The sequence below is a fragment of the Rhizobium sp. RU33A genome, from assembly GCF_900156055.1.
Taxonomy (GTDB): domain Bacteria; phylum Pseudomonadota; class Alphaproteobacteria; order Rhizobiales; family Rhizobiaceae; genus Allorhizobium.
The window spans coordinates 95,765-116,033 of sequence record NZ_FTMQ01000005.1 but is presented as its reverse complement, the minus strand read 5'-3'; the positions used below and the strand labels follow the sequence as shown (position 1 = coordinate 116,033).

Annotated in this window: 17 protein-coding genes; 10 read left to right on the top strand and 7 right to left on the bottom strand. The window is 58.2% G+C overall.

The annotated features are described in order from the left end of the window. Positions 1-26 precede the first annotated feature (26 nt). From benB to BW978_RS17995, 5 genes are all read right to left on the bottom strand, one after another. Entirely contained in the window at positions 27-515 is a 489-nt protein-coding gene (gene benB, locus BW978_RS18015; protein ID WP_076397218.1) for a benzoate 1,2-dioxygenase small subunit, read from the bottom strand. After that, positions 512-1,870: a Rieske 2Fe-2S domain-containing protein gene (locus tag BW978_RS18010; protein ID WP_076397217.1), complete on the bottom strand. Its 1,359-nt coding sequence runs from the start codon at positions 1,868-1,870 to the stop codon at positions 512-514. Before BW978_RS18010 ends, benB begins: the two co-directional genes overlap by 4 nt. Before the next feature lie 102 nt (positions 1,871-1,972). Continuing rightward, positions 1,973-2,911 carry a catechol 1,2-dioxygenase gene (catA, locus tag BW978_RS18005; protein WP_076397216.1) on the bottom strand — a complete coding sequence of 313 codons (939 nt, stop codon included), beginning with the start codon at positions 2,909-2,911 and terminating at the stop codon, positions 1,973-1,975. A 53-nt stretch (positions 2,912-2,964) separates the two neighbouring features. Continuing rightward, the gene (gene catC, locus BW978_RS18000; protein ID WP_076397215.1) at positions 2,965-3,255 is read right to left on the bottom strand and encodes a muconolactone Delta-isomerase; all 291 of its coding nucleotides are present in this window, start codon (positions 3,253-3,255) and stop codon (positions 2,965-2,967) included. Positions 3,256-3,265: 10 nt separating this feature from the next. Further along, positions 3,266-4,447, bottom strand: coding sequence for a muconate/chloromuconate family cycloisomerase (locus tag BW978_RS17995; RefSeq protein WP_076397214.1), 1,182 nt, complete (start codon positions 4,445-4,447; stop codon positions 3,266-3,268). Positions 4,448-4,598: 151 nt separating this feature from the next. Between BW978_RS17995 and BW978_RS17990 the strand changes: the two genes are divergently transcribed. From BW978_RS17990 to BW978_RS17935, 10 genes are all read left to right on the top strand, one after another. Continuing rightward, positions 4,599-5,534 carry a LysR substrate-binding domain-containing protein gene (locus BW978_RS17990; protein WP_076397213.1) on the top strand — a complete coding sequence of 312 codons (936 nt, stop codon included), beginning with the start codon at positions 4,599-4,601 and terminating at the stop codon, positions 5,532-5,534. Positions 5,535-6,027: 493 nt separating this feature from the next. Beyond that, positions 6,028-7,938 carry a HAMP domain-containing methyl-accepting chemotaxis protein gene (locus tag BW978_RS17985; protein WP_076397212.1) on the top strand — a complete coding sequence of 637 codons (1,911 nt, stop codon included), beginning with the start codon at positions 6,028-6,030 and terminating at the stop codon, positions 7,936-7,938. Positions 7,939-8,348: 410 nt separating this feature from the next. Continuing rightward, complete coding sequence (locus tag BW978_RS17975) at positions 8,349-8,600, top strand: hypothetical protein (RefSeq protein ID WP_076397210.1); 252 nt, start codon at positions 8,349-8,351, stop codon at positions 8,598-8,600. Between the two features lie 546 nt (positions 8,601-9,146). Next, positions 9,147-10,058: a LysR family transcriptional regulator gene (locus BW978_RS17970; RefSeq protein ID WP_076397209.1), complete on the top strand. Its 912-nt coding sequence runs from the start codon at positions 9,147-9,149 to the stop codon at positions 10,056-10,058. 170 nt (positions 10,059-10,228) lie between these two features. Then, positions 10,229-10,681 carry a (2Fe-2S)-binding protein gene (locus BW978_RS17965; protein ID WP_076397208.1) on the top strand — a complete coding sequence of 151 codons (453 nt, stop codon included), beginning with the start codon at positions 10,229-10,231 and terminating at the stop codon, positions 10,679-10,681. A gap of 14 nt (positions 10,682-10,695) precedes the next feature. Further along, complete coding sequence (locus tag BW978_RS17960) at positions 10,696-12,855, top strand: xanthine dehydrogenase family protein molybdopterin-binding subunit (RefSeq protein ID WP_076397207.1); 2,160 nt, start codon at positions 10,696-10,698, stop codon at positions 12,853-12,855. Then, positions 12,852-13,232: a c-type cytochrome gene (locus BW978_RS17955; RefSeq protein ID WP_210216991.1), complete on the top strand. Its 381-nt coding sequence runs from the start codon at positions 12,852-12,854 to the stop codon at positions 13,230-13,232. The genes BW978_RS17960 and BW978_RS17955 overlap by 4 nt, the downstream gene beginning before the upstream one ends. Beyond that, positions 13,229-14,158 (top strand): XdhC family protein, encoded by a 930-nt coding sequence (locus BW978_RS17950; RefSeq protein WP_244551999.1) that lies wholly within the window; start codon positions 13,229-13,231, stop codon positions 14,156-14,158. The genes BW978_RS17955 and BW978_RS17950 overlap by 4 nt, the downstream gene beginning before the upstream one ends. Continuing rightward, complete coding sequence (locus BW978_RS17945; protein WP_139330591.1) at positions 14,158-14,469, top strand: hypothetical protein; 312 nt, start codon at positions 14,158-14,160, stop codon at positions 14,467-14,469. The genes BW978_RS17950 and BW978_RS17945 overlap by 1 nt, the downstream gene beginning before the upstream one ends. 1,164 nt (positions 14,470-15,633) lie before the next feature. After that, positions 15,634-16,782: an HPP family protein gene (locus BW978_RS17935; RefSeq protein WP_210216990.1), complete on the top strand. Its 1,149-nt coding sequence runs from the start codon at positions 15,634-15,636 to the stop codon at positions 16,780-16,782. Positions 16,783-16,868: 86 nt separating this feature from the next. Here BW978_RS17935 and BW978_RS17930 read toward each other — a convergent pair whose 3' ends face one another. Both BW978_RS17930 and ric read right to left on the bottom strand, forming a co-directional pair. Next, positions 16,869-19,061, bottom strand: a complete 2,193-nt coding sequence (locus BW978_RS17930) for a methyl-accepting chemotaxis protein (RefSeq protein WP_076397203.1) — start codon at positions 19,059-19,061, stop codon at positions 16,869-16,871. Positions 19,062-19,555: 494 nt separating this feature from the next. Next, a complete protein-coding gene (ric, locus tag BW978_RS17925; RefSeq protein WP_076397202.1) occupies positions 19,556-20,218 on the bottom strand; it encodes an iron-sulfur cluster repair di-iron protein in 663 nt (220 codons plus the stop codon). Between the last annotated feature and the right edge of the window lie 51 nt (positions 20,219-20,269).

The window sequence follows — 20,269 nt, the reverse complement described above, 5'->3', positions numbered from 1 at the left end:
TCCAGAAAGGCGAGCCTTCTGGTCGATCAGATGTGGTAAATGTCGATGACCTGGCGGATGTAATCATTCTTCAGAACGATCTTCTTGGCGGCAATCAGGAAGCCAGTCTCCACCCGCCGCAGGGTCAGGAACACCGTGCCGAAGAAGTGGTCGGTGATCTTGTAGCGGTGGTTGAGCGTGTGAAAATTGTAGCGAAGCGAAATCTCCGTGCCCTGATCCGAGAGGATCTCGATGTTCGAGATCATGTGACTGGTGCGCGGTTCGGGCGTGGATGCCCCGGACCGCTCCGTCTTGATCCGAAAGACGCGATCTTCGAGCCCTCCGCGATCAGGGTAGTAGATCAGCGAGATCTCGCTGTGCGGGTCCTCGGTCAACTGGTCGTCGTCATCCCAGGCCGGCATCCAATAGGTCGCATCCTCGGCATAGCAGGTCAGCCATTCGTCCCACTGACGGTCATCTAGCAGACGGGCTTCGCGGTAGAGGAAGGCGGCAACATGCGAATGGATCGTGCTCATGCGCCGGCTCCTTCCATTTCATGGGCCAATGCGTCGCGCATGACCTTGGCCCAGTATTCGTGCTGGCGCACAAAGAGCCCTTCGTCCTCGCTGCGTTCGCCCGAAAGCAGCGGCTTCAGGCCCATGCGGCGGGCATTCTCATCAGGTCCGTCGATCCAGAGAGGTGCACCGCGCGATAGATCGTTCCAGAGGGCCGCCGTACCGGCATAACCGGTCTGGCAAGCGCGGAATTCCTCGAGGTCGTCGGCCGTTCCCATGCCGGACACATTGAAGAAGTCCTCGTATTGGCGAATGCGCAGTGCCCGTTCAGTCGGGCTTTCGCCTTTCGGGGCAAAGCAGAAGATGCTGATCTCGGTCTTGTCGACGCTGATCGGGCGCGTCACGCGGATCTGTGTGCTGAACTGGTCCATCAGGAAGACGTTGGGATAGACACAGAGATTGCGCGTCTGGTTGACGATGAAATCGGCCTTGTCGCTGCCGACGCGCTTGCGGATCTCCTCGCGACGGTTGTAGACCGGACGGACTTCCGGGTTCATCGTTTTGGTCCAGAGCAGGATATGCCCGTTGTCGAAGCCATAGACGCCGGCAACCGATTTGCTCCAGCTATTGGCGTCGACGGCCTTCGTACCCTCTTCTTTGCGCCGGCCCATGGTCGCTGCATAGTTCCAGTGAACCGAGCTGACGTGATAGCCGTCGCAGCCGTTCTCCATCTGCAGCTTCCAGTTTCCGTCATAGATATAGGACGAGTTCCCGCGCAGAACTTCGAGGCCTTCGGGAGCCTGGTCGACGATCTGATCGATGATCACCTTCGTCTCGCCCAGAAATTCCTCGAGCGATGCAACATCGGCATTGAGGCTGCCAAACAGGAAGCCGCGATAGTTTTCGAAGCGGGCGACACGCGTCAGATCATGCGATCCATCCTTGGCGAACTGCTCCGGATATTGCGTCGTCTTTTCGTCCTTCACCTTCAGCAGCTTGCCGCTGTTCGAGAAAGTCCAGCCGTGGAAGGGACAGGTGAACGAGCCCTTGTTTCCATGCTTACGTCGGCAGAGCATCGCGCCGCGATGGGCGCAGGCATTGATGACTGCGTTGAGCGTGCCCGTCTTTTCACGGGTGATGACGATGGGCTGCCGGCCGATCGAGGTGGTGTAATAGTCGTTGACCTCGGGGATCTGGCTCTCATGGGCGAGATAGACCCAGTTGCTTTCGAAGATGTATTTCATCTCCAGTTCGAACAGGTCTGCATTGGTGAAAATGTCACGGCGGCACCGAAAGACGCCTCTCTCGTGGTCATCTTCGACGGCGTTGGCCAGCAGGTCTTGCAGAGCGGAATGTTTGTCGATGATCTTGGACACGGTTTCTCTCCCACCTCGGAAGGGCTTTCCCTGCCGTGGCAACGATGTCGATGGATTGGGATGAAATGGGGAGGCGGTCCGGCTTGCCGGACCGCCCGTGGATCAGGCTGCAGCGCGCGGGCGCAGGGCATTCACCTGGTTGTCGATACCGTCGACGAGGGCCGTCAGTTTGATGTCGAAGACGATCTCGGCAAAGGGACCGCTCAGGCCGTTCGCCTTGATGCCGGCCTCATCGGTGCGCTCGACGACATCAGGTACCAGGCCGTCACGCGTGGCATAGGCAAAGTCATCATTGATCAGCGGATCACCGGCAATGTTGATCTGCGTTGTCAGCTTGCGATGCCCTTCGGCACTGACAAAGAAGTGAATATGGGCCGGACGCTGGCCGTGGCGGCCGAGCGCGGACAGGAGCTTCTCGGTCGGGCTGCCAGGAGGCACGCCATAGCCATGCGGTACGATGCTCCGGAACGTGTAGCGACCATGCTCGTCCGTGATGATCGTGCGGCGCATGTTGAAGGGCGCCTGCTTGCCCGTCGGATCGAAGTGCGAATAGAAGCCGCGCGTGTCGCAGTGCCATACCTCGACCTTTGCTCCGGCGCTCGGTCTGCCGTCGGCGCCGTAGACGGTGCCGTGCATGATCAGCGTATGACCGTCGGTATCCGTGCCGTCATCGAGACGGGCGAAGCCCTGACTTTCCGGCGCGCCGGCCACATAGAGCGGCCCCTCGATCGTCCGCGGCGTCTCGTTCTTGATGCCGAGCGCTTCGTCGATCGCATCCAGACGCTCGTCGAGGAAATGGTCGAGACCGAGGCCGGGCGAAATCAGGCCGGCCTGTCCGGTCGCACCGATCTCGTTGACCCAGGCAATCGCGGTCCAGTACTCGTCGGGCGTCACGTCGAGGTCGTCGATCGTTTTGAAGAGATCCGAGACGATCCGATTGACGATCTGCTTGACGCGCGGATTGCCGTCCTTCTGGTCCAGGCCGCTCAGGACCTTCAGAAAGTCTTGGATGTCGGGGCGGTTGAAGATCATTACGCTCATGTCATGTCCTCCTCACATGGGATGAATTGAGCCAGATTTCTCTGGCCTTGTCGTCAGCGGTCGTCGTCGCGAACAGCCGAGGGATGGCGCAAGAGCGGCATCACCTCGATGTCCATGAATTTGAAAAGGGGAAGGCCGGAGAGCAGCGCATGCAGCTCATCGTTGTCGGCCACGTCGAAAATGCTGATGTTTGCGTAGTGGCCGGCGATCCGCCAGATATGCCGCCATTTGCCTTGTGTCTGAAGCGTCTGCGAATAGGCCTTTTCCCGCGCCAAGATGTCGGTTGCTTGATCAGCAGGCAGGTCATGCGGAAGGTTTACGGTCATCTTGACGTGAAACAGCATGGTCTTCTCCTCAACTCTGCCCGCCGGTTGTCTGGCGCGATCCTTCGCGGGTGAAGCGCTTGAGCCTGTCCTCGTCGAGCGAGATGCCAAGACCGGGACCAGTGGGGACAGCCAGCGAGAAATTGCTGTAGTCGAGCGGCGTCTCCAGGATTTCCTCGGTCAGAAGAAGCGGGCCGAACAGTTCGGTCCCCCATTGCAGTTCGGCAAAGGTAGAAAAGACGTGGGCCGAGATCACGCTGCCAATTGCTCCCTCCAGCATCGTTCCGCCATAGAGTTCGATGCCAGCCGCATCGGCGATGGCCGCCACGCGCTGGGCGTTAAACGGTCCACCGCTTTGCTCCACCTTCACGGCAAAGACATCGGCGCCGTTGGTGCGTGCAATCTCGAAGGCGCTTTCCGGTCCGCTCAGGGATTCATCAGCCATGACAGCGATCGGGAAGCGACGGACGAGGCGGCCCAGTGCTGCCGTGGACTTGACCGGTTGCTCGACGAGTTCGCAGCCGGCATCGGCAAGAGCCGCTATTCCGAGGTTGGCTTCGGTTTCCGTCCAGGCCATGTTGACATCGACGCGGACGGCGCCGCGGTCCCCGAGTACGCGCTTGATCGCGGCGACATGGGCGACGTCCTCGCGCACGGAGCGCAGGCCGATCTTCAGCTTGAAGATCGAATGGCGGCGGAGCGAAAGCATGTGTTCGGCCTCGTCGATGTCGCGGGCGGTGTCTCCCGAGGCAAGTGTCCAGGCCACGGGCAACCTATCCCGGCGGCGACCGCCGAGGAGTTCGCTGACGGGCAGGCCGACGCGTTTGCCTTGTGCGTCGAGGAGGGCGGTTTCGACGGCACTCTTGGCGAAGCGGTTGTCCTTCACCATTTTGGCCACGCGCACCATCACGGACTGGACGCGTGTAGCATCATTGCCGAGCATGATGGGTGCGAAATAGCGATCGATGGCAAGCTTCATGCTCTCGGGGCTTTCGCCGCCATAGGCTAGGCCGCCAATGGTCGTGCCTTCGCCGACACCGACGATGCCGTCGCTGGAGTAGATCCGCACCAGCATCAGTGTCTGGCCAGTCATCGTCGCGACCGAAAGCTTGTGCGGCCGGATCGTCGGCAGGTCGACAAGCATCGTTTCGATGCGCTCGATGGTCGGGGTGGCGACAAGCGCCTCAAGGGTTGGGTGAATGGTCGCGTTCATGGGGATGATCATGGAAAAGATCGCGTGTCACGTCCAAGACCATTTAAGTGTCGCATGATACCCTAAGGGTATGATGTTTGATTTGCCTGCTGGTATTCTGGATTTCTTTAGCGCATTCTGTTGAAACTATGACAATCGCGCGGGTGCATGAATGGATCTGAGGCAGCTTCGATATTTTGTTGCGGTGGCGAAGGAGCGCAATTTCACACGCGCCGCTGATCTGCTGCACATCGCGCAGCCACCTTTAAGTCGGCAAATCCAGTTGCTGGAAGAGGAACTCGGCGTCGAACTCATCATCCGCTCTAGCCGTCCGGTCCGCCTGACGGAGGCCGGTCGCGTCTTCTACGAGCAGGCGCTCCAGATCCTCGGGCGCGTCGAGCAAATGAAGGAAGCCACACGCCGTGTAGGCCTTAACCAGAACAGCGTGCTTTCGATCGGCTTCGTGGCATCCACGCTGTATGGAGGACTACCCGCACTCGTGCGGAAACTCAGACAGCAGGCGCCAGATGTCGATATCCAGCTTCTGGAGATGATGTCGGTGCATCAATTGCCAGCCCTGAAGGAGGGGCGGATCGATATCGGATTCGGGCGACTGCGCCACAACGATCCGATGATCGTCAGCGCTGTCCTGCGCGAGGAACGTCTGGCTGTCGCCATCCCCGAGGGTACCCCGCTTGCCTCCCGAAACGATCCGCTTCCTCCCGAGGCGCTGACGGGCGAGAAGCTGATCGTCTACCCACGCGAGCCCCGACCAAGCTTCGCCGACCAGGTCTTGAATGTCTTGCTCGATCGCGATGTCCGTCCCGCCGAGATCCTGGAAGTGAGCGAGATACAGACAGCCTTGGGCCTTGTCGCGGCTGAAGCGGGGTTATGCGTCGTTCCATCATCAGCGCGGAAGCTGCGATCCGATCTTCACTACCGCCTGCTTGCAGGCGATAGAGCAACATCGCCCATCGTTCTAAGCCACCGTGCGGGCGATGTCTCCCCGCATATCGAGCTTGTGAAGCGGCTGATCCAGGAGATGTATCAGGAAAACCCACCCTGGCTTGGCCTGGAGCACAATGTAACGGTCTCACAATCGCTCTGAAGCTGAGTGGAAGACAACCAGCACAGTGCGGAGACTTTTTCTGCTTCGCGCCTTCACGGCGGTCGTTCACGTTATCCAGGCGCTATCTGAGGTGAGGAGGGAAAGGAAGCTCTCGGCTTTCTGTCACACCAATAAGAGAAGCGAAAAACCCACGCGTGGCAGACAGCAGAAGCAGACATCTCTGGTCGCCAGTAGGTAGGCCCACCCGCACTGCCGTCTGATTAGGCTGCGCGGCGGGATGTCGTATCAACACCAGCTTCTCGACCACTGTCAGATCGCTGATCCTTCCGCGGGCATTTGCTCAACAATTTTGCATCGACTCGCTAATTCATTAGCTAATCGTAAAGATTCGACTCCTAGATTTCATAGCCAGTGACCAAAGAGGGGACGCGAAAGCTTGCCGGACGCATAAGAAATAAGCGTCTGCTTAAATGCAAAGCTTAGCCTACTAGGGGGCACACACTCGTTCGATAGGTTTTGGGAAGGGGACACAATGACAATTAGGGTAAAACTTCTTGCATGCATCTCGCTGCTGACCGCAGCACTAATCGCGATCACGGCGTTCAGTTTCTACGCTATGCGAGCAGAAGCGGAAATCGCCAACTCGATCGTTCTAGACCGCGTTATGCCCATGGAGCAGCTCAAGCGGATCGGCGACGGCTACGCTGTGGATATCGTAGACACGGCTCACAAGGTCCGTTCGGGAGCCATGTCACAAAAGGATGGCTTGGGGAATGTCGACAGGGCCCTGGCTTCCATTGAGGCCCATTGGAATGAGTATATATCAACGACACTGACGGCAGAAGAGAAGCAAATCGCCGACAACTTCGCTGAGGTACGTGCTCAAGCAAATGCTGGTGTAGCGGAACTCCGGCAGATCCTTGCTTCGGGCGATCTAAACGCGCTTTCGGACTTCGCTGATCAGAAGCTCTATCCGACGATTGACCCCCTCGGCACTGACATCTCAAAGCTGATCAATCTGCAGATCGAGGTGGCTAAACAGGACCTCGATAAAGGCAATCAACTGACATCGTTGCTGACGACTGTTATGACAACGCTATCGGCGCTTGGTGCTGCCGTTGCCGTATTCTCTATGTGGACCATCTTGCGCGGCGTCATACGACCGATGAATTCCATCACGGCGGCAATGTCTGATCTCGCCGCTGGCAACCTTGAGGTCGAAATATACGGCGAAGGACGCAAAGACGAGATCGGCACAATGGCCTCGACAGTGGCGATCTTCAGGGACAATGCACAAGAGCGCGTCCGTCTTGAAAAGGAAGCAGAAGCGAGCCGTTCGCTCAGCGACCAGGAGCGCATCGAACGCGAACGCAGGCAGGCTCAGGAAGCAGCGGAAGTCCGTTTTGCAGTCGAGAGCATCGGTCACGCCCTGAACGAGTTGTCGAGTGGCAAGCTGAACTACCGGATCGAAAGCGTCTTCGCCGAGCGACTGGACCAGGTCCGCATCGACTTCAACGAAGCCGTGGCTAAGCTGGAGGATGCAATGCGCCGGGTCGGTCAGAATGCGCAGGCCATTGCTGCCGGATCCAACCAGATCCGCGCGGCGGCAGACGATCTGTCGAAGCGGACGGAACAGCAAGCAGCATCTGTAGAAGAAACAGCAGCAGCGCTTGAGCAGATTACGACAACCGTCTCCGATTCCAGTCGACGCGCCGAAGAAGCGGGCAAGCAGGTGCAGGACACACGTCAGTCTGCCGAGCGCTCGGGGGATATCGTAAATCGCGCAGTGCATGCGATGCAGGAGATCGAATCTTCGTCGCGCGAAATCTCAAGCATTATCGGTGTCATCGATGAGATCGCCTTCCAGACGAACCTCCTAGCGCTCAACGCTGGCGTCGAAGCGGCGCGCGCTGGGGAGGCTGGCAAGGGCTTTGCTGTAGTCGCCCAAGAGGTGCGGGAGCTGGCCCAACGGTCGGCCTCAGCGGCAAAGGAGATCAAGACATTGATCTCGAAGTCTGGCGAGCAGGTAGAGAACGGCGTCCATCTTGTCACAGAAACAGGCAAGGCACTTGAGCATATCGTATCTCAGGTCCAAGCGGTCAGCGTCAATGTTAACGCAATCGTGGAGGGCGCCAAGGAACAGGCGACAGGTCTGAAAGAGATCAATACAGCAGTCAACACGATGGACCAAGGTACGCAGCAAAATGCGGCGATGGTCGAGGAATCGACCGCTGCGAGCCACTCTCTCGCCAAGGAAGCAGAAGCACTCTTTCAGCTCATTGGTCGCTTCGAGATCGGCAACTCGCAGAACAGGTCTGCGCCTTCCGAAGTTACCTCCGCGAACGCCCCCACTGTGTCGCCGGCCCGCAGGTTGATCAACCGGGTTGCCACGGCCGTCAGAGGCAACACCGCAGTCAAGAACGAGGCGTGGGAGGACTTCTAGGCTTCCGGAAGGGTAAGGCTTAGTCTGGCGGGCCGCTCACCAGCGGTCCGCCAAACCATCCATTGAGAGTGTGCAGTGATGCAAGTTGGCACCGAGTTGATTACCGCGCGAACCCTGGGGCATGGCCTGAATAGCCTGCATGTTAGATTCACCAAAATGATTGGCGTGTTTAGCATCCTGATTGCCGTACTAGTGTTCTACCTTCTGGAGTACCAAGGCGGTGGCCTTGGACACAAGGTGGTTGCAGAGGGAGTCGAAAACGCCGATCAGCTCGAAGTTTTGAGGACACTCGGCTGTGACTTTGCGCAGGTTTACTTGTTCGGGATGCTATCACCGATATCCGAGCTCGCCGCTAGGTCGGCTGACGGCTTGACTACCGAGTTTGCAGCCGTGTCCCAGGGCCCATGATCATGACAGAAGATCAGATACCTGCCTTCGTAGAGGAGCTTTTAGCTACAGGTTGCCCGGTTTACGCGATCGGTCGCGAAGCTTATGTCATCGCAGAGTTCGAGGTACCTGAAACGTTCAGGGTGGCCATCAGCGAACAAGTCAACGAGATCTGCGAGCGCTACGGCAAGCGCGACCACCTCCTCCTGCATATTGCTCATTACCTGCGAACCGTCGGTTTCGGCGTCGAACTCACTTGTGAAATAGTCCACTGAACTGGACTCTGCGCGCGCGCAAATCGAACGACCATCGCAGTTGGTTTATTCTGCCACTTGCCGAAGTGAAGGTGCGAAGCCGCGCCAAAGCATTCGATAGCTAACGAGCCGCTGGGGCGGAATTCGGACAACGTCGTAAGATACTTCATTGTCCGCTTAGCCTATCGACGCTCCGACATCGGCCAGTCCGCTTCCGGCCTCAAACCAGCCTGCACCCTCGAAGTAGTCCATGTCTCCTATTGGCGCACAGGCGACGTTGACACCGCCATCGTTGGATGTCCGCTTTCGAGCGCCTCAGGGTATAGCCCCTAAGACCGAAATGAAGGCGCGAAGCCGCACCTACTGTTTATGCATCAGACGCATGCATTCGTGTGGCTCTAAAGACGACTCTCACGTTGAATCCGCCCACTGACCCGTTTTCAGAATTGCTACCAGTGGCCCTATCGAAAATAGCAAAATTGGAATTCACTTGCGATCAATCGCTTGTGCATCGCATGTAGCGAGGAGATGCAAGACTACAGCGCTGACAAATTTCGATGAGGACACATGGGCCGTCAGAACCCATTTGATGGATTGGCCGAATTCCTGGCGATCGCGAAACGGCAGAGCATTCGCAAGGCCGCTCTCGACCTTGAAGTAACCCCGGGAGCAATCAGTCAGGCGCTGCAGAAGCTTGAACGGCGACTGGGCACACCACTATTTCACCGAACAACGCGACGCATCTCACTGACGGAGGCTGGTGAAACTCTCTTGGCAGAGATCGCGCCGGCAGCGCAGGTAATTGAGGCCAGCTTGAATGTTGCATCCGATGCATCAAACGAGCCGTCGGGCACTCTGAAACTGCTTGTGGAACGCCTTGCCGTACCGTTCGTGATCGAGCCGATCCTGCCCGGTTTCTGTGCCGCATGGCCCAACGTCAAGGTAGATCTCACTGTCAGCAACAGGCATCATGATTTCGTGGCGGGTGGCTATGATGCCGGAATTCTCATCGGCCCTTATATCGCCCAAGACATGATTGCAGTCAGATTGTCACCGCTCTTCCATTGGGCGGTCTTCGGCTCGCCAGACTATTTCCGCAAACATGGTCGACCCATGGTGCCGGCAGATCTGGCCAAGCATAACTGCATCCGATTTCGCCGACCCGAAAAGGGCGACATCTATCGTTGGGAGTTTCTCGAGGACGGGCAAAATGTCAGCATCGAGCCCAATGGTCCGGTGACCGTCAACGACGGGGAGTTGATGCAAAGGCTCGCCGCAAGAGGTCAGGGACTGATCTATTCCTCCACCTATCACGCGTCGCAAAGGGTTGCTGCCGGTCAGCTTGAACCGGTGCTGCTCGACTATTCGCCCGGGACAGACGGAATGTTTCTCTATTTTACCAAGGCAGCCCAGTCACAACCTAAACTGCGTGCGTTCATAGACGCTTGCTCGGAGCTACGACGGTCCTTGACGGATTGACCACGGCTCTGACCTAGCAAGGCTTACAGGCCTGCCCAGATCCGCTGCGCAATATCCTCCCGCCAGATTGTTTATCCAGGCTATACAACAAGCGCAGTGTAAGCCAGTTTATCCGCGTCAATAAACAAGCCATGTTCCGCTGAACCTCAGGTCTTCAACGGAGCAGGCGCATGGCATTCAACCTCCAGATCAATGGACAGCCGCATTCAATCGATGCGGATGGCGATACGCCGCTTCTGTGGGTCATTCGCGACGTGCTCGGTATGACAGGCACGAAGTTTGGGTGTGGGCAAGCGCTTTGCGGTGCCTGCACCGTCCATGTCGATGGCGTTGCGACCCGGTCTTGCGTCACGCCGATCGATAGCCTCTCCGAGAGCCAGATCACGACGATCGAAGCCCTTGCAACGCTTGCGCATGGAAAGGCGCTGCAGGACGCCTGGATAGAACTGGACGTGCCGCAATGCGGCTACTGCCAATCGGGGCAGCTTATGTCGGCAGCCGCACTCCTGTCTGACATTGAACAACCAACTGACGAAGACATCGACGGCGCGATGTCGGGGAACGTCTGTCGATGCGGGACCTACCAGCGCATCCGCGCAGCCATCAAGCTTGCCAGCGCGTGAGAGGAGAACGGACCATGTCGACCAAAATTGCTAGCCCCAGCCTGAACCGACGCAGTTTCCTCAAGGCAAGCGCTGCACTCGGCGGCGGCCTCATCGTCAGTCTTGGTTCTGTTCCGACCGCAACCCTCGCGGCCACGGACTTCGCACCGAACGCCTTCATCCGGATCGATCGCAGAGGCCTGGTCACACTCGTCATGCCTCAAGTGGAAATGGGTCAGGGGATCTATACCGCTCAGGCAATGCTCATCGCCGAAGAACTGGACGTAAGCCTCGAGGAGGTGAGGATCGAGCACGCCCCCGTCAACGAAGCACTCTACGGGCATCCCATGCTCGGCCGGCAGATGACGGGCGGATCGACTTCGATCCGTGCGTTCTGGACGCCGTTGCGAACGGCCGGAGCGACAGCCCGGACGCTCCTGATGCAGGCTGCAGCCAAGGAATGGAATGTCGACGTCACATCGTGCCGTACCGAGCAAGGATTCGTGGTGAACCCGGACGGGCGCACAAGGCGGGCCTATGGTGAACTGGTCGACATAGCCGCTTCGCTTCCGATTCCTCCGGCCGAATCCATAGCACTCAAGCAGCCCTCCGAGTTCACGCTTTTGGGGACATCCGCGAAACGCCTCGACACCCGCGGAAAGACAAACGGCTCGTTGAAGTATGGCATCGATGCCTCACCACCGGGGACCAAGATTGCGGCCATCGCGATATCTCCGGTCCTGGGCGGGAAGCCGAAGTCTGTGAACGAGCCGGCAGCCTTGGCCATCAAAGGCGTGCGGCAGGTGGTTATCACGGACGATTCTGTGGCGGTCGTTGCAGACCATACCGGAGCCGCAAAGAAGGGTCTGGAGGCCGCGGCCATCGAATGGGAGGACGGTCCGAACGGTAGCGTGTCACAAGCCGATATCCTCCGGCAACTCGAAGAGCAGTCGCAATCCGCAGGAGGTGTGGCGCGCAGTGAGGGAGACGTGACCGCGGCCCTTCAGAGCGCCGCAGTCCGGATCGACGCCGTGTACCAATTGCCCTTCCTCTCTCATACGGCCATGGAGCCGATGAACTGTACCGTTCACATAGGCGAGAATAGATGCGAACTCTGGGTCGGAACGCAGAACCTCTCCTCAGCAAAGCAGGCAACCGCCACGGTTACAGGTCTCCCGCCTGAGAACATCATCATCAACAATCACATCGTTGGAGGCGGCTTCGGTCGCCGCCTGGAAGCCGACGGGATCGCTCACGCCGTCAAGGTCGCAATGCAGGTCAAGGGACCAGTCAAGGTGATCTGGAGCCGTGAAGAGGACATCCAGCACGGCTACTACAGACCATATTATTACGACCGGATATCAGGCGGCATTGATACGGATGGCAATCCGATCGCCTGGAGTCACCGCGTTGCCGGATCCTCGATTTTTGCCCGTATTGCACCCGCCGCCATGCAAAACGGTGTCGATCCTGACGGCGTCGAGTGCGCCGCCCATCCCCCTTACAAGCTTCCGGCGATCCATATAGAGTTCAAACAGGTGGAGCCGCAGGGCGTGCTCACGAGCTGGTGGCGCGGCGTCGGGCCGTCACACAACATCTTCGTGGTGGAAAGTTTCATCGACGAACTGGCCGCAGCGGCAAAGTCCAATCCCGTCGAATATCGCAAGCGGCTCCTTACAGAAAATCCGCGCGCGCTCGCCGTCCTGGAGCTCGCGGCGGAAAAGGCTGGCTGGGGCGAAGCGCTGCCACAGGGCCGAGGCCGCGGCGTCGCTGTCCAACTCGCATTCGGAACTTACCTTGCAATGGTCGCCGATGTGTCGGTAGCGGACGACGGAACGGTTCGCGTGACACGCATTGTGACAGCCGTCGACTGCGGCATGACGGTCAATCCGGATACGATCGCGGCCCAGATGGAGGGTGGCGCGCTCTATGGTCTGACGGCGGCACTTTATGGTGCGATCACGTTCAAAGATGGACGTGTCGAGCAAAGCAACTTCGACAACTATCTCCCGCTGCGCATCGAAGAAGCGCCTCGTGTGGAAACCCATATTGTCCGCAGTGCCGAAGCGCCTGGAGGAATCGGTGAGGCTTCCACCACAGCCGTCTTCCCAGCCGTCACCAATGCCATTTTCGCTGCGACGGGCAAGCGCGTCAGGACCTTGCCAATCAATCCTGAAGAACTGAAAGCACAATGATGCTGCGTGCACTACGTTTGATCCTGTCTATCGCCGCCGTCTCCATTGCGGGTCTGGCTGCAGCCTCAATCGCCGGAAATCCAGTTCGGGGCCAACAGCTCTTTAACCGCTGTTCCGGCTGTCATTCGGTTCAAGGCGAGAATAAGTCTGGACCTCCGCTCAACGGGGTCGTTGGCCGGGAAGCGGCGGTGGTTGAAGGCTACCGCTATTCGCCGGCGCTCATGAACGCTGGTCTAACTTGGACGGAAGATGCCCTCGACAACTACCTGGCAGGTCCGACCAAGGCCGTGCGTGGAACGCGAATGACTGTCAGCGTTTCCACAGAGCAGGATCGGGCTGACATTATCGCTTATCTCAAGTCGCTTGGTGGCCAGTGAAGCATTCTCTCAATGGTCTCAAACTGCCGACACCCATGAGGGTGTCCGTCGCGGACGACGTTGCCGCACTTCTTGAGTTTGCCCTCATTTGTCATGCTCAAACACGGGTGGCTATTGCGACACTCATTGAAGTTCGTGGCGGTGCTGCCCGTGCGCTGGGCTCGCATGTCGTGGTTGCGGCTGATGGCCGCTACGCTGGCTATCTGTCCGGTGGCTGCGTGGAAGCAGCCGTTGCGTTCGAAGCTCTGCTTGCAATCGAGGCAGGCAATGACCGAGTGGTCACGTTTGGCGACGGGTCACCCTTCTTCGATATCATCCTTCCCTGTGGAGGAGGCATCACCGTGGCCATCCATATCCTGCGCGAGCCTGACGAGATCGTCCAAGTACTCACCTGTCTTCAGCAGCGCCGGACTACCGCATTAAAACTCTCCATAGAGAAGCAAGCTTTGACGGTTACGGCACCACCAGCAACGACTGGATGGATTGGCCATTGGTTTAACATCCTCTATCGCCCACGGATCCGGATTGTCATTTCCGGTCAGACGGTGGAGGCACGCAGTGTGGCTAAACTCGCCCGAGGTTGCGGGTATGATGTGGTGTTCATCTCCGGTCAGGACGTCATCGCACACTTGACCGAACTCATCGACCCATACACGGCGGTCCTGCTCCTCCACCACGACATGGACCAGGAGCGACCAGCGCTTCAGGCCGCGCTCTGCTCAAAACCATTCTACATCGGCGCACTCGGAAGCAGAAGAACCCACGAGCGGCGGCTCGAGGCAATGCGGAAGGCAGGCTTCCGCGACGAGGACCTGGCTAACATCAGGGCCCCGATCGGTCTATTCGGTCCCACGCGAGACTCGACCTCCTTGGCTCTGTCGGTACTCGCCGAGGTCGCAGCTACAAGGCTGACAGGTTTCAAATGATGCATGTTGGTGAAACCGGGATCTTTGACCGGATCGAGCAGCCCGATGATATCGGCTCGGACAAACAATCCATAGACGGCCGGGACGATCACACAAATTCTGGGCTCAGGCATGGGGCCCCTGAAGATGGGATACCGCCGCAAGGGCGTTCGACTTCTTTCGCTCAAGGAGAGGACATACGGATCATCGAGTCCATTTACGACATCGTCGGCCTTCGCCAAGGGGTGCCGAAGTCAGTCTTGCAGGATGAGTTCGACTTCTTTGGCGCGATGGTGCGAGCAAAACGGATTTTTGCGAAACATAAGACGTGATGCCGTGCAGTCATGGCAGCTTTGTGGGTCAAGCAGGTACTCGTCGAACGTCTGACAGGAAGGCGCAAAGCGGAAATCATTTCCGAAACGGGGCCGAGTGGGGACGGTCGGCTTCTGTCGCTAGAACACTGGAAGCAGACAGTAAGTTGTATTTCGCCACTACATCATCAATTATGACTTCCGAACCGGTTCCGGGCCAGCTTTTAATACATCCCCGCCGCTTGGGACTCCCAGGAGCGGTGCTTGGCCCGCCACCACCAGTGGCGGGCCTCTTTTGAAGCGCCGAATGAATTCGCGTGGCGGCTTAAGGGACAATTTGACGGAATCACGTCGCAGCGCCAGCTCCGCAGATTTTTAACGATTTCAGCCGTTAGGCGGAGATTAGTGCTGGCCTTTCATGACATGTTCAAGTCTCGGACGTTCGAACCTCAGTCAGGATACAACAGGCATGGGCGGAGAGGTTCAGGCTGAAATCTAACTCCTAATATCCATGGTAGATGATCTGTTACGCGTCGCGTCTGTGGTGTTCCGGCGTGAGCCTGGTGTGGCAGTGGGTTTCATCGGACACTTAGTCCTTCCAGGGTAGGCTGCCGCGGGATAACCGTCCGCTTGCCAGTGTGGCGATAGTCGCCAACAGCAATACCAGTATTGTTGATAGGACAGCCACAGCGGCCGCAGCGGTGGAATTGCCCTCGCCCTGAGGGCAAAGACTATGACCCCGATCGTCTCGTTGCCAGACGACCAAAGCAGGGCCGAAAGTGTCAGTTCATTTAGGGCGGTCATCACCACCAGAATCGCTCCAGCTGTCGCCGCCGGCAGCATGCCGGGCAGGAAGATCGACAGGATCCGTCGGACGAGCCCGGCGACGGCCACACGCGCTGCCTCGTCCAGCGAGGAATCGACCGATTGCGCGGCGGCGGCCACCGGGCGCAGACCAGCGGCAGGAATCACGAAAGATAGGCGATGACAAGGGGCGCCATGGTTCCGTAGATCGAGACGCCGACCAGCGCGCGGGAAGCCTCGGCGACGGCGCGATCCTCATCGCGACCCTTGGATTTGGGTACGCAATCTTGTCCAACGCCAGCCCTTCGAAACCCCTATGGCTAGTTGAAATTCTGATCATTTGCTGAAAGTTTGTGCTTTCAATCTGTCGGGAATATTCAATTGCAGTTCTTACGTTCATTTGGGCCGGCAGTGACTGGCACGGCTCCAATAGAGGCTCTGCGCGCGGGCCTTGGAGCTTTCATCGGGCTTTGGCTGACCGGCCATTTCTTGATGTCTCCCGCCGTCGATCTTGAAAATGGCCTCTACCTCGTCGCACCGCTGGGCGCGACTGCCGTTCTTCTGTTTGCCGTTCCCAACAGTCCGCTTGCTCAGCCATGGTCTGCTGTCATCGGCAATACTGTCGCGGCTCTTGTTGGCGTTGCAATCTCGCTGTTCATCCACGAGCCGACGTTACGGATCGCCCTTGCTGTTTCGATTGCGATCTTTGTGACAATCATGCTGCGGGCAGTTCATCCGCCGGCAGGAGCAGTGGCCATGACGGCTGCCATGAGCCCGGAAGCTGTGGAGCACCTTGGCTTCTGGTTCGCGCTTGCGCCGATTGCGACGGGCACTGCAAGCATCGTCCTGATTGCGATCGCCTATGCCAAGCTCACAGGGCGTCGCTATCCATTTCGTCAATTTGACCAGCAAAACAGGCACGGCACAGCGGACAGGATTGCCGTCGAACGGCTGGGCCTCTCCGAGGCTGAGCTAAGCGACATCCTTCAACGCTATCGACAGTCATTCAACCTCGGCGTTGAAGATTTGGCACGCCTTATCGGTGCAGCAGAGCTCCAGGCAGCAGCGCACCAGACCGGCACTCCGACTGCGGGCGCTATCATGTCCTCTAACCTGATCACCGTGAAGGCAAACACAGATTTAGGCACGGTCGCGGATCTCTTCCGGCGCCATCGTTTCACATCGCTGCCCGTAGTCGACGATGAACAGCGATTTCTTGGCATTATCTTCCAGACGCATCTCATCAGCCGCGCAAGAGAAGACGCACTTCGTCTTGATCGAGGTCTCATCCCCGCTCTGCGAAGGCTGATCGACCCCGAAAGGGATAAACCAGTCCTCGCAATCGACATCATGAGTGTCACGGTCCCTCGCGCTATTGCGAACACGCCGCTCGGAGCTTTGTTGCCTTTGATGGGCGATACAGATGTCGATGCCGTACCCATTCTGGAATACGGCAAACTCATCGGTATCGTCACCAGAACCGACCTCATCGCCGCGATGGCCCGAGGGATCGCCAGAGCAGAAGTTTGATGGCATCTGCAAGATAGAGCCCGCGGGGGGGCTACGAACGCCCTGAATGTCGGCTGCGCACGGCCGTCGTCCGTCCCTCCATCGACTCAGGCCCTCATCCTTTCTGGCACGACGTTGCCGTCGGAAGGTGAGGTCAAACGGAAGCCAAGAAGCAGGCTCTGAAGAGTGGCGCTTTCGCTGTCTAAGGCTGCGCCAGCAGCGTTCATCTCTTCCACCATGGCCGCGTTCTGTTGTGTCGATTGATCCAGATGGTTCACCGCGACATTGACCTGCGAAAGGCCGACCGCCTGTTCCTGGGCTGCAATGGCGATGGCATCCACATGGCTTGCTGCTTCCTGCACGAGCTCGTCAATCTCGGCCAGTCCGGTACCGGTCTCGGAAACCAGCTCAACGCCTTGGCGAACAGCTAGTTCAGAGTTACCGATCAGTCCTGAGATTTCCCGGGCTGCCTGTGCCGAACGTTGTGCCAGCTCCCGGACTTCCTGCGCAACCACGGCAAACCCTTTGCCGGCCTCGCCGGCGCGGGCTGCCTCGACGCCCGCATTGAGAGCGAGCAGGTTTGTCTGGAAGGCAATCTGGTCGATCACATCGATAATTTGGCTGATCTGGCTCGATGCCTGCTCTATCTTGTCCATCGCCGCCACGGCGTTTCGTACCACTTCACCTGATCGATTTGCCCTTTCGCGTGCGCGCTTCGTCACGCTGCGGGCCAAATCTGAGCGTCTGGACGTGGCTGTCACATTTGCTGTGATCTGTTCGAGTGCAGCGGCCGTCTCTTCAAGCGAGGCGGCCTGCTGCTCGGTGCGCTTCGACAGGTCATCCGATGCTGAAGAAACTTCGGATGCTCCGCCGGTGACGGTCGTGACCGATTGGCCAACACCAACCAACGCTCGCCGCAACTGCACCACCGAGCGATTGAAGTCATGGCGAAGGACTTCGAACTGCGGTGCGAAGGCTTCGTTCACCTCACAAAGAAGATCGCCAGCAGCAAGTTTCCTCAAGGCCTGGGCCAGCGTTCCAGTCGCCTTGTTCACACGCGCTTCTGCCTCTGCCTCTGCTGCGATTTGCATGTCAACTCGGTCGCGTTCGGCCTGTTCGCGGGCACGCTCTGCGTCAAGCTCCAGTTCGCGATTGCGGATGGCGGCAAGTCTAAAGACTTCTACCGCTTTGACCATGTCTCCGACTTCGTCCTTACGGTCGGCAGATTGCCCGGTAGGTTCGAGGTAACCCTCCGCCAATCTGCGCATCGAATTAACGAGTGCCTTCAGAGGACGGCTGATGGTTCCTGCCAGGAACATCGACAAGGTAATGACCAGAATGGCCCCGACGATGCAAAGGATCAAAACCGTTCCGAGGCGAGTGAATGCGGCTGCGGCGATGGCGCGTGCCTCGCTGGCGAGACGTTCGAGGCTTGCCGTCTCCAGAGCCTTCATTGCGTCAATACGCTGACTGGCGGCCGCAAACCAGCGATCAGCACTCAAATCACTGGCCGCTGTTGAACCAATCCCAATCAAGGTCGACCGCGTGGCTTCGATCTCCTTCGATGCGGGAATGGATAGCTGCGAAGCGTAGGCGGATTGCCATTCCTTCTGTTGCAGGGCGAGGAAATTATCGATCAACACATTCTGCGCGCCAGCCATGCGGGCAAAGGGAGCGATGCGCTCGGGGTCAATGTTGCCTGAGGTGATGAAGGTGTTGCCGGTTGCGCGTTCCTGGCCTGCGATCTCCTTTGCCTGCATGAGCAGGTTATAAGCGATCAGTTCGGCCGCAATCCTCGACCCGAGACCCTGGAGGGACAGTTCCGAGGCGAGGTCCGAAAGCTCACCGATCAGGCCGCTATAGAAGTCAAAGGACTGTTTTCCGGTGAGTGACAGGTTGTCGATGGATCGCCTAGTGTCGGCGAGGCTTTTCAATGTGTCTTGTGCGAAAGTCCAGCGACGGTTGAGCTCTATGTTTTCGAACTCCGCCAAGGCATCAGCGAGATCTGGCAATTTTGCCAGAGCCGCATCCGTCGACTGACGTGCCGTCACAAGCGGTTGCTTGTCCGCACGTCCCTTTGATCCGATGTATCCCGCGCTCTGTCCCCGCTCTGCCTGAAGGACGTGGATCATCTCGCCCATCGCCGCGATGTTCTCGCTCACTTTGACGACGGTCTGCATCTGCTGGTAGGAACCCCACGAGTTCAGAAACTCCATCGAGGCAAGGGTGAGTGCTGCAACCAGGGGGATCATGATCGCTAGCCAGAGGCGTTTGCTGATCGAAAAGTCGGTGATGCGCATCTTACAGGTTGTCCTGAGCTGGGGCATCATGCCGAATATCGTAACATCATGATACGATGTGAGTTTTAGTGAGAATTGATGTGATCAGGTACAAATTTGTCTAACGTATTCCGGCTCGGTTTGTCGAATGCCAAGCGTCGAACAAATAAACCTCAGCGTGCGTCAATCCAACGGAGGTTTGGTAGGGATTTGAACCGCGAACTGCACATTTATGGGCAAACTTCAGGTGCAGTTAAGCGGATTGCGTGGAGGGGCCGATCATCGCCTGTCGCCTGTGTGTCGAGGATCAAGTGACAGCAGCCGTTCCATGAGATAGGCGACCGTCTCGTGTCCGGCGCAGCCACTAATCACGCATTCATGCATGTCGCAAATGGTGTCACAGGCTCGCTCACGCCGTGATCTAAAAATAACCGGAGGAGAAAACCTGTCGCGGTCTATACCTCGGTCCGGCTTCTGGTTCTTCAGCATGATCCCTCATCCTCGATAGGTTTGTTTTAGAGGGTCCCGCCGATAAAGCGTGGAAAGAGGACTTCATTCTCCAGATGCATGTGCTGGACCAGATCGTCGGCAAACTTCTGTAAGCCCGTGTAAAGCGCGCGCCATGAATTGCAGGCACCGTCCGGTATATGAAATCCGCCTGTCACGTGCTCGAGTTCCGCCAGATGCTCTGCCTCGACGTCATGTTCGTGGCGCATCTGCTCAATGGGTCTCGTCAGAGCTTGATGGTCGCCGCGTTCCATGAGCGGGAAGAGCATAAGCTCCTCGCGATGCATGTGGCTGTGGAGGTCGCTCTGAATACGCTCAAGGAGATTTGCCAGGCCGATTGGTGCATCGGGGTGATCGCCATGCACCCGTTCGACTTTGGCCGCGAGAGGGATCAGCGAGTTGAGTTCCGCACGGTGGGTGTCGTGGTAGCGAGTCTTGAGGTGCTTGATCAGATCGACAGTATCATCCGGTGCGTCTGTCGAGGCGGCATCGACAAGGCCCTGCAATTCGCCCACCAAGGTTTCCGGCGAGAGTCCTGCGGCTTCGGCCGCAACCTCGATACTATCAGAGCCACCGCAGCAGAAGCTGATGCCGTGACGGCGGAAAAGTGCGGCTGCACCGGGGAGGGAGGTCGCGATCTTTCCGACCGTCTGGCTTGCGTCAAGTTCCATCGAGTTCACCTTGCTTTGCGCTTCAATGCGTTACCGCTGTGGTGCCGACTA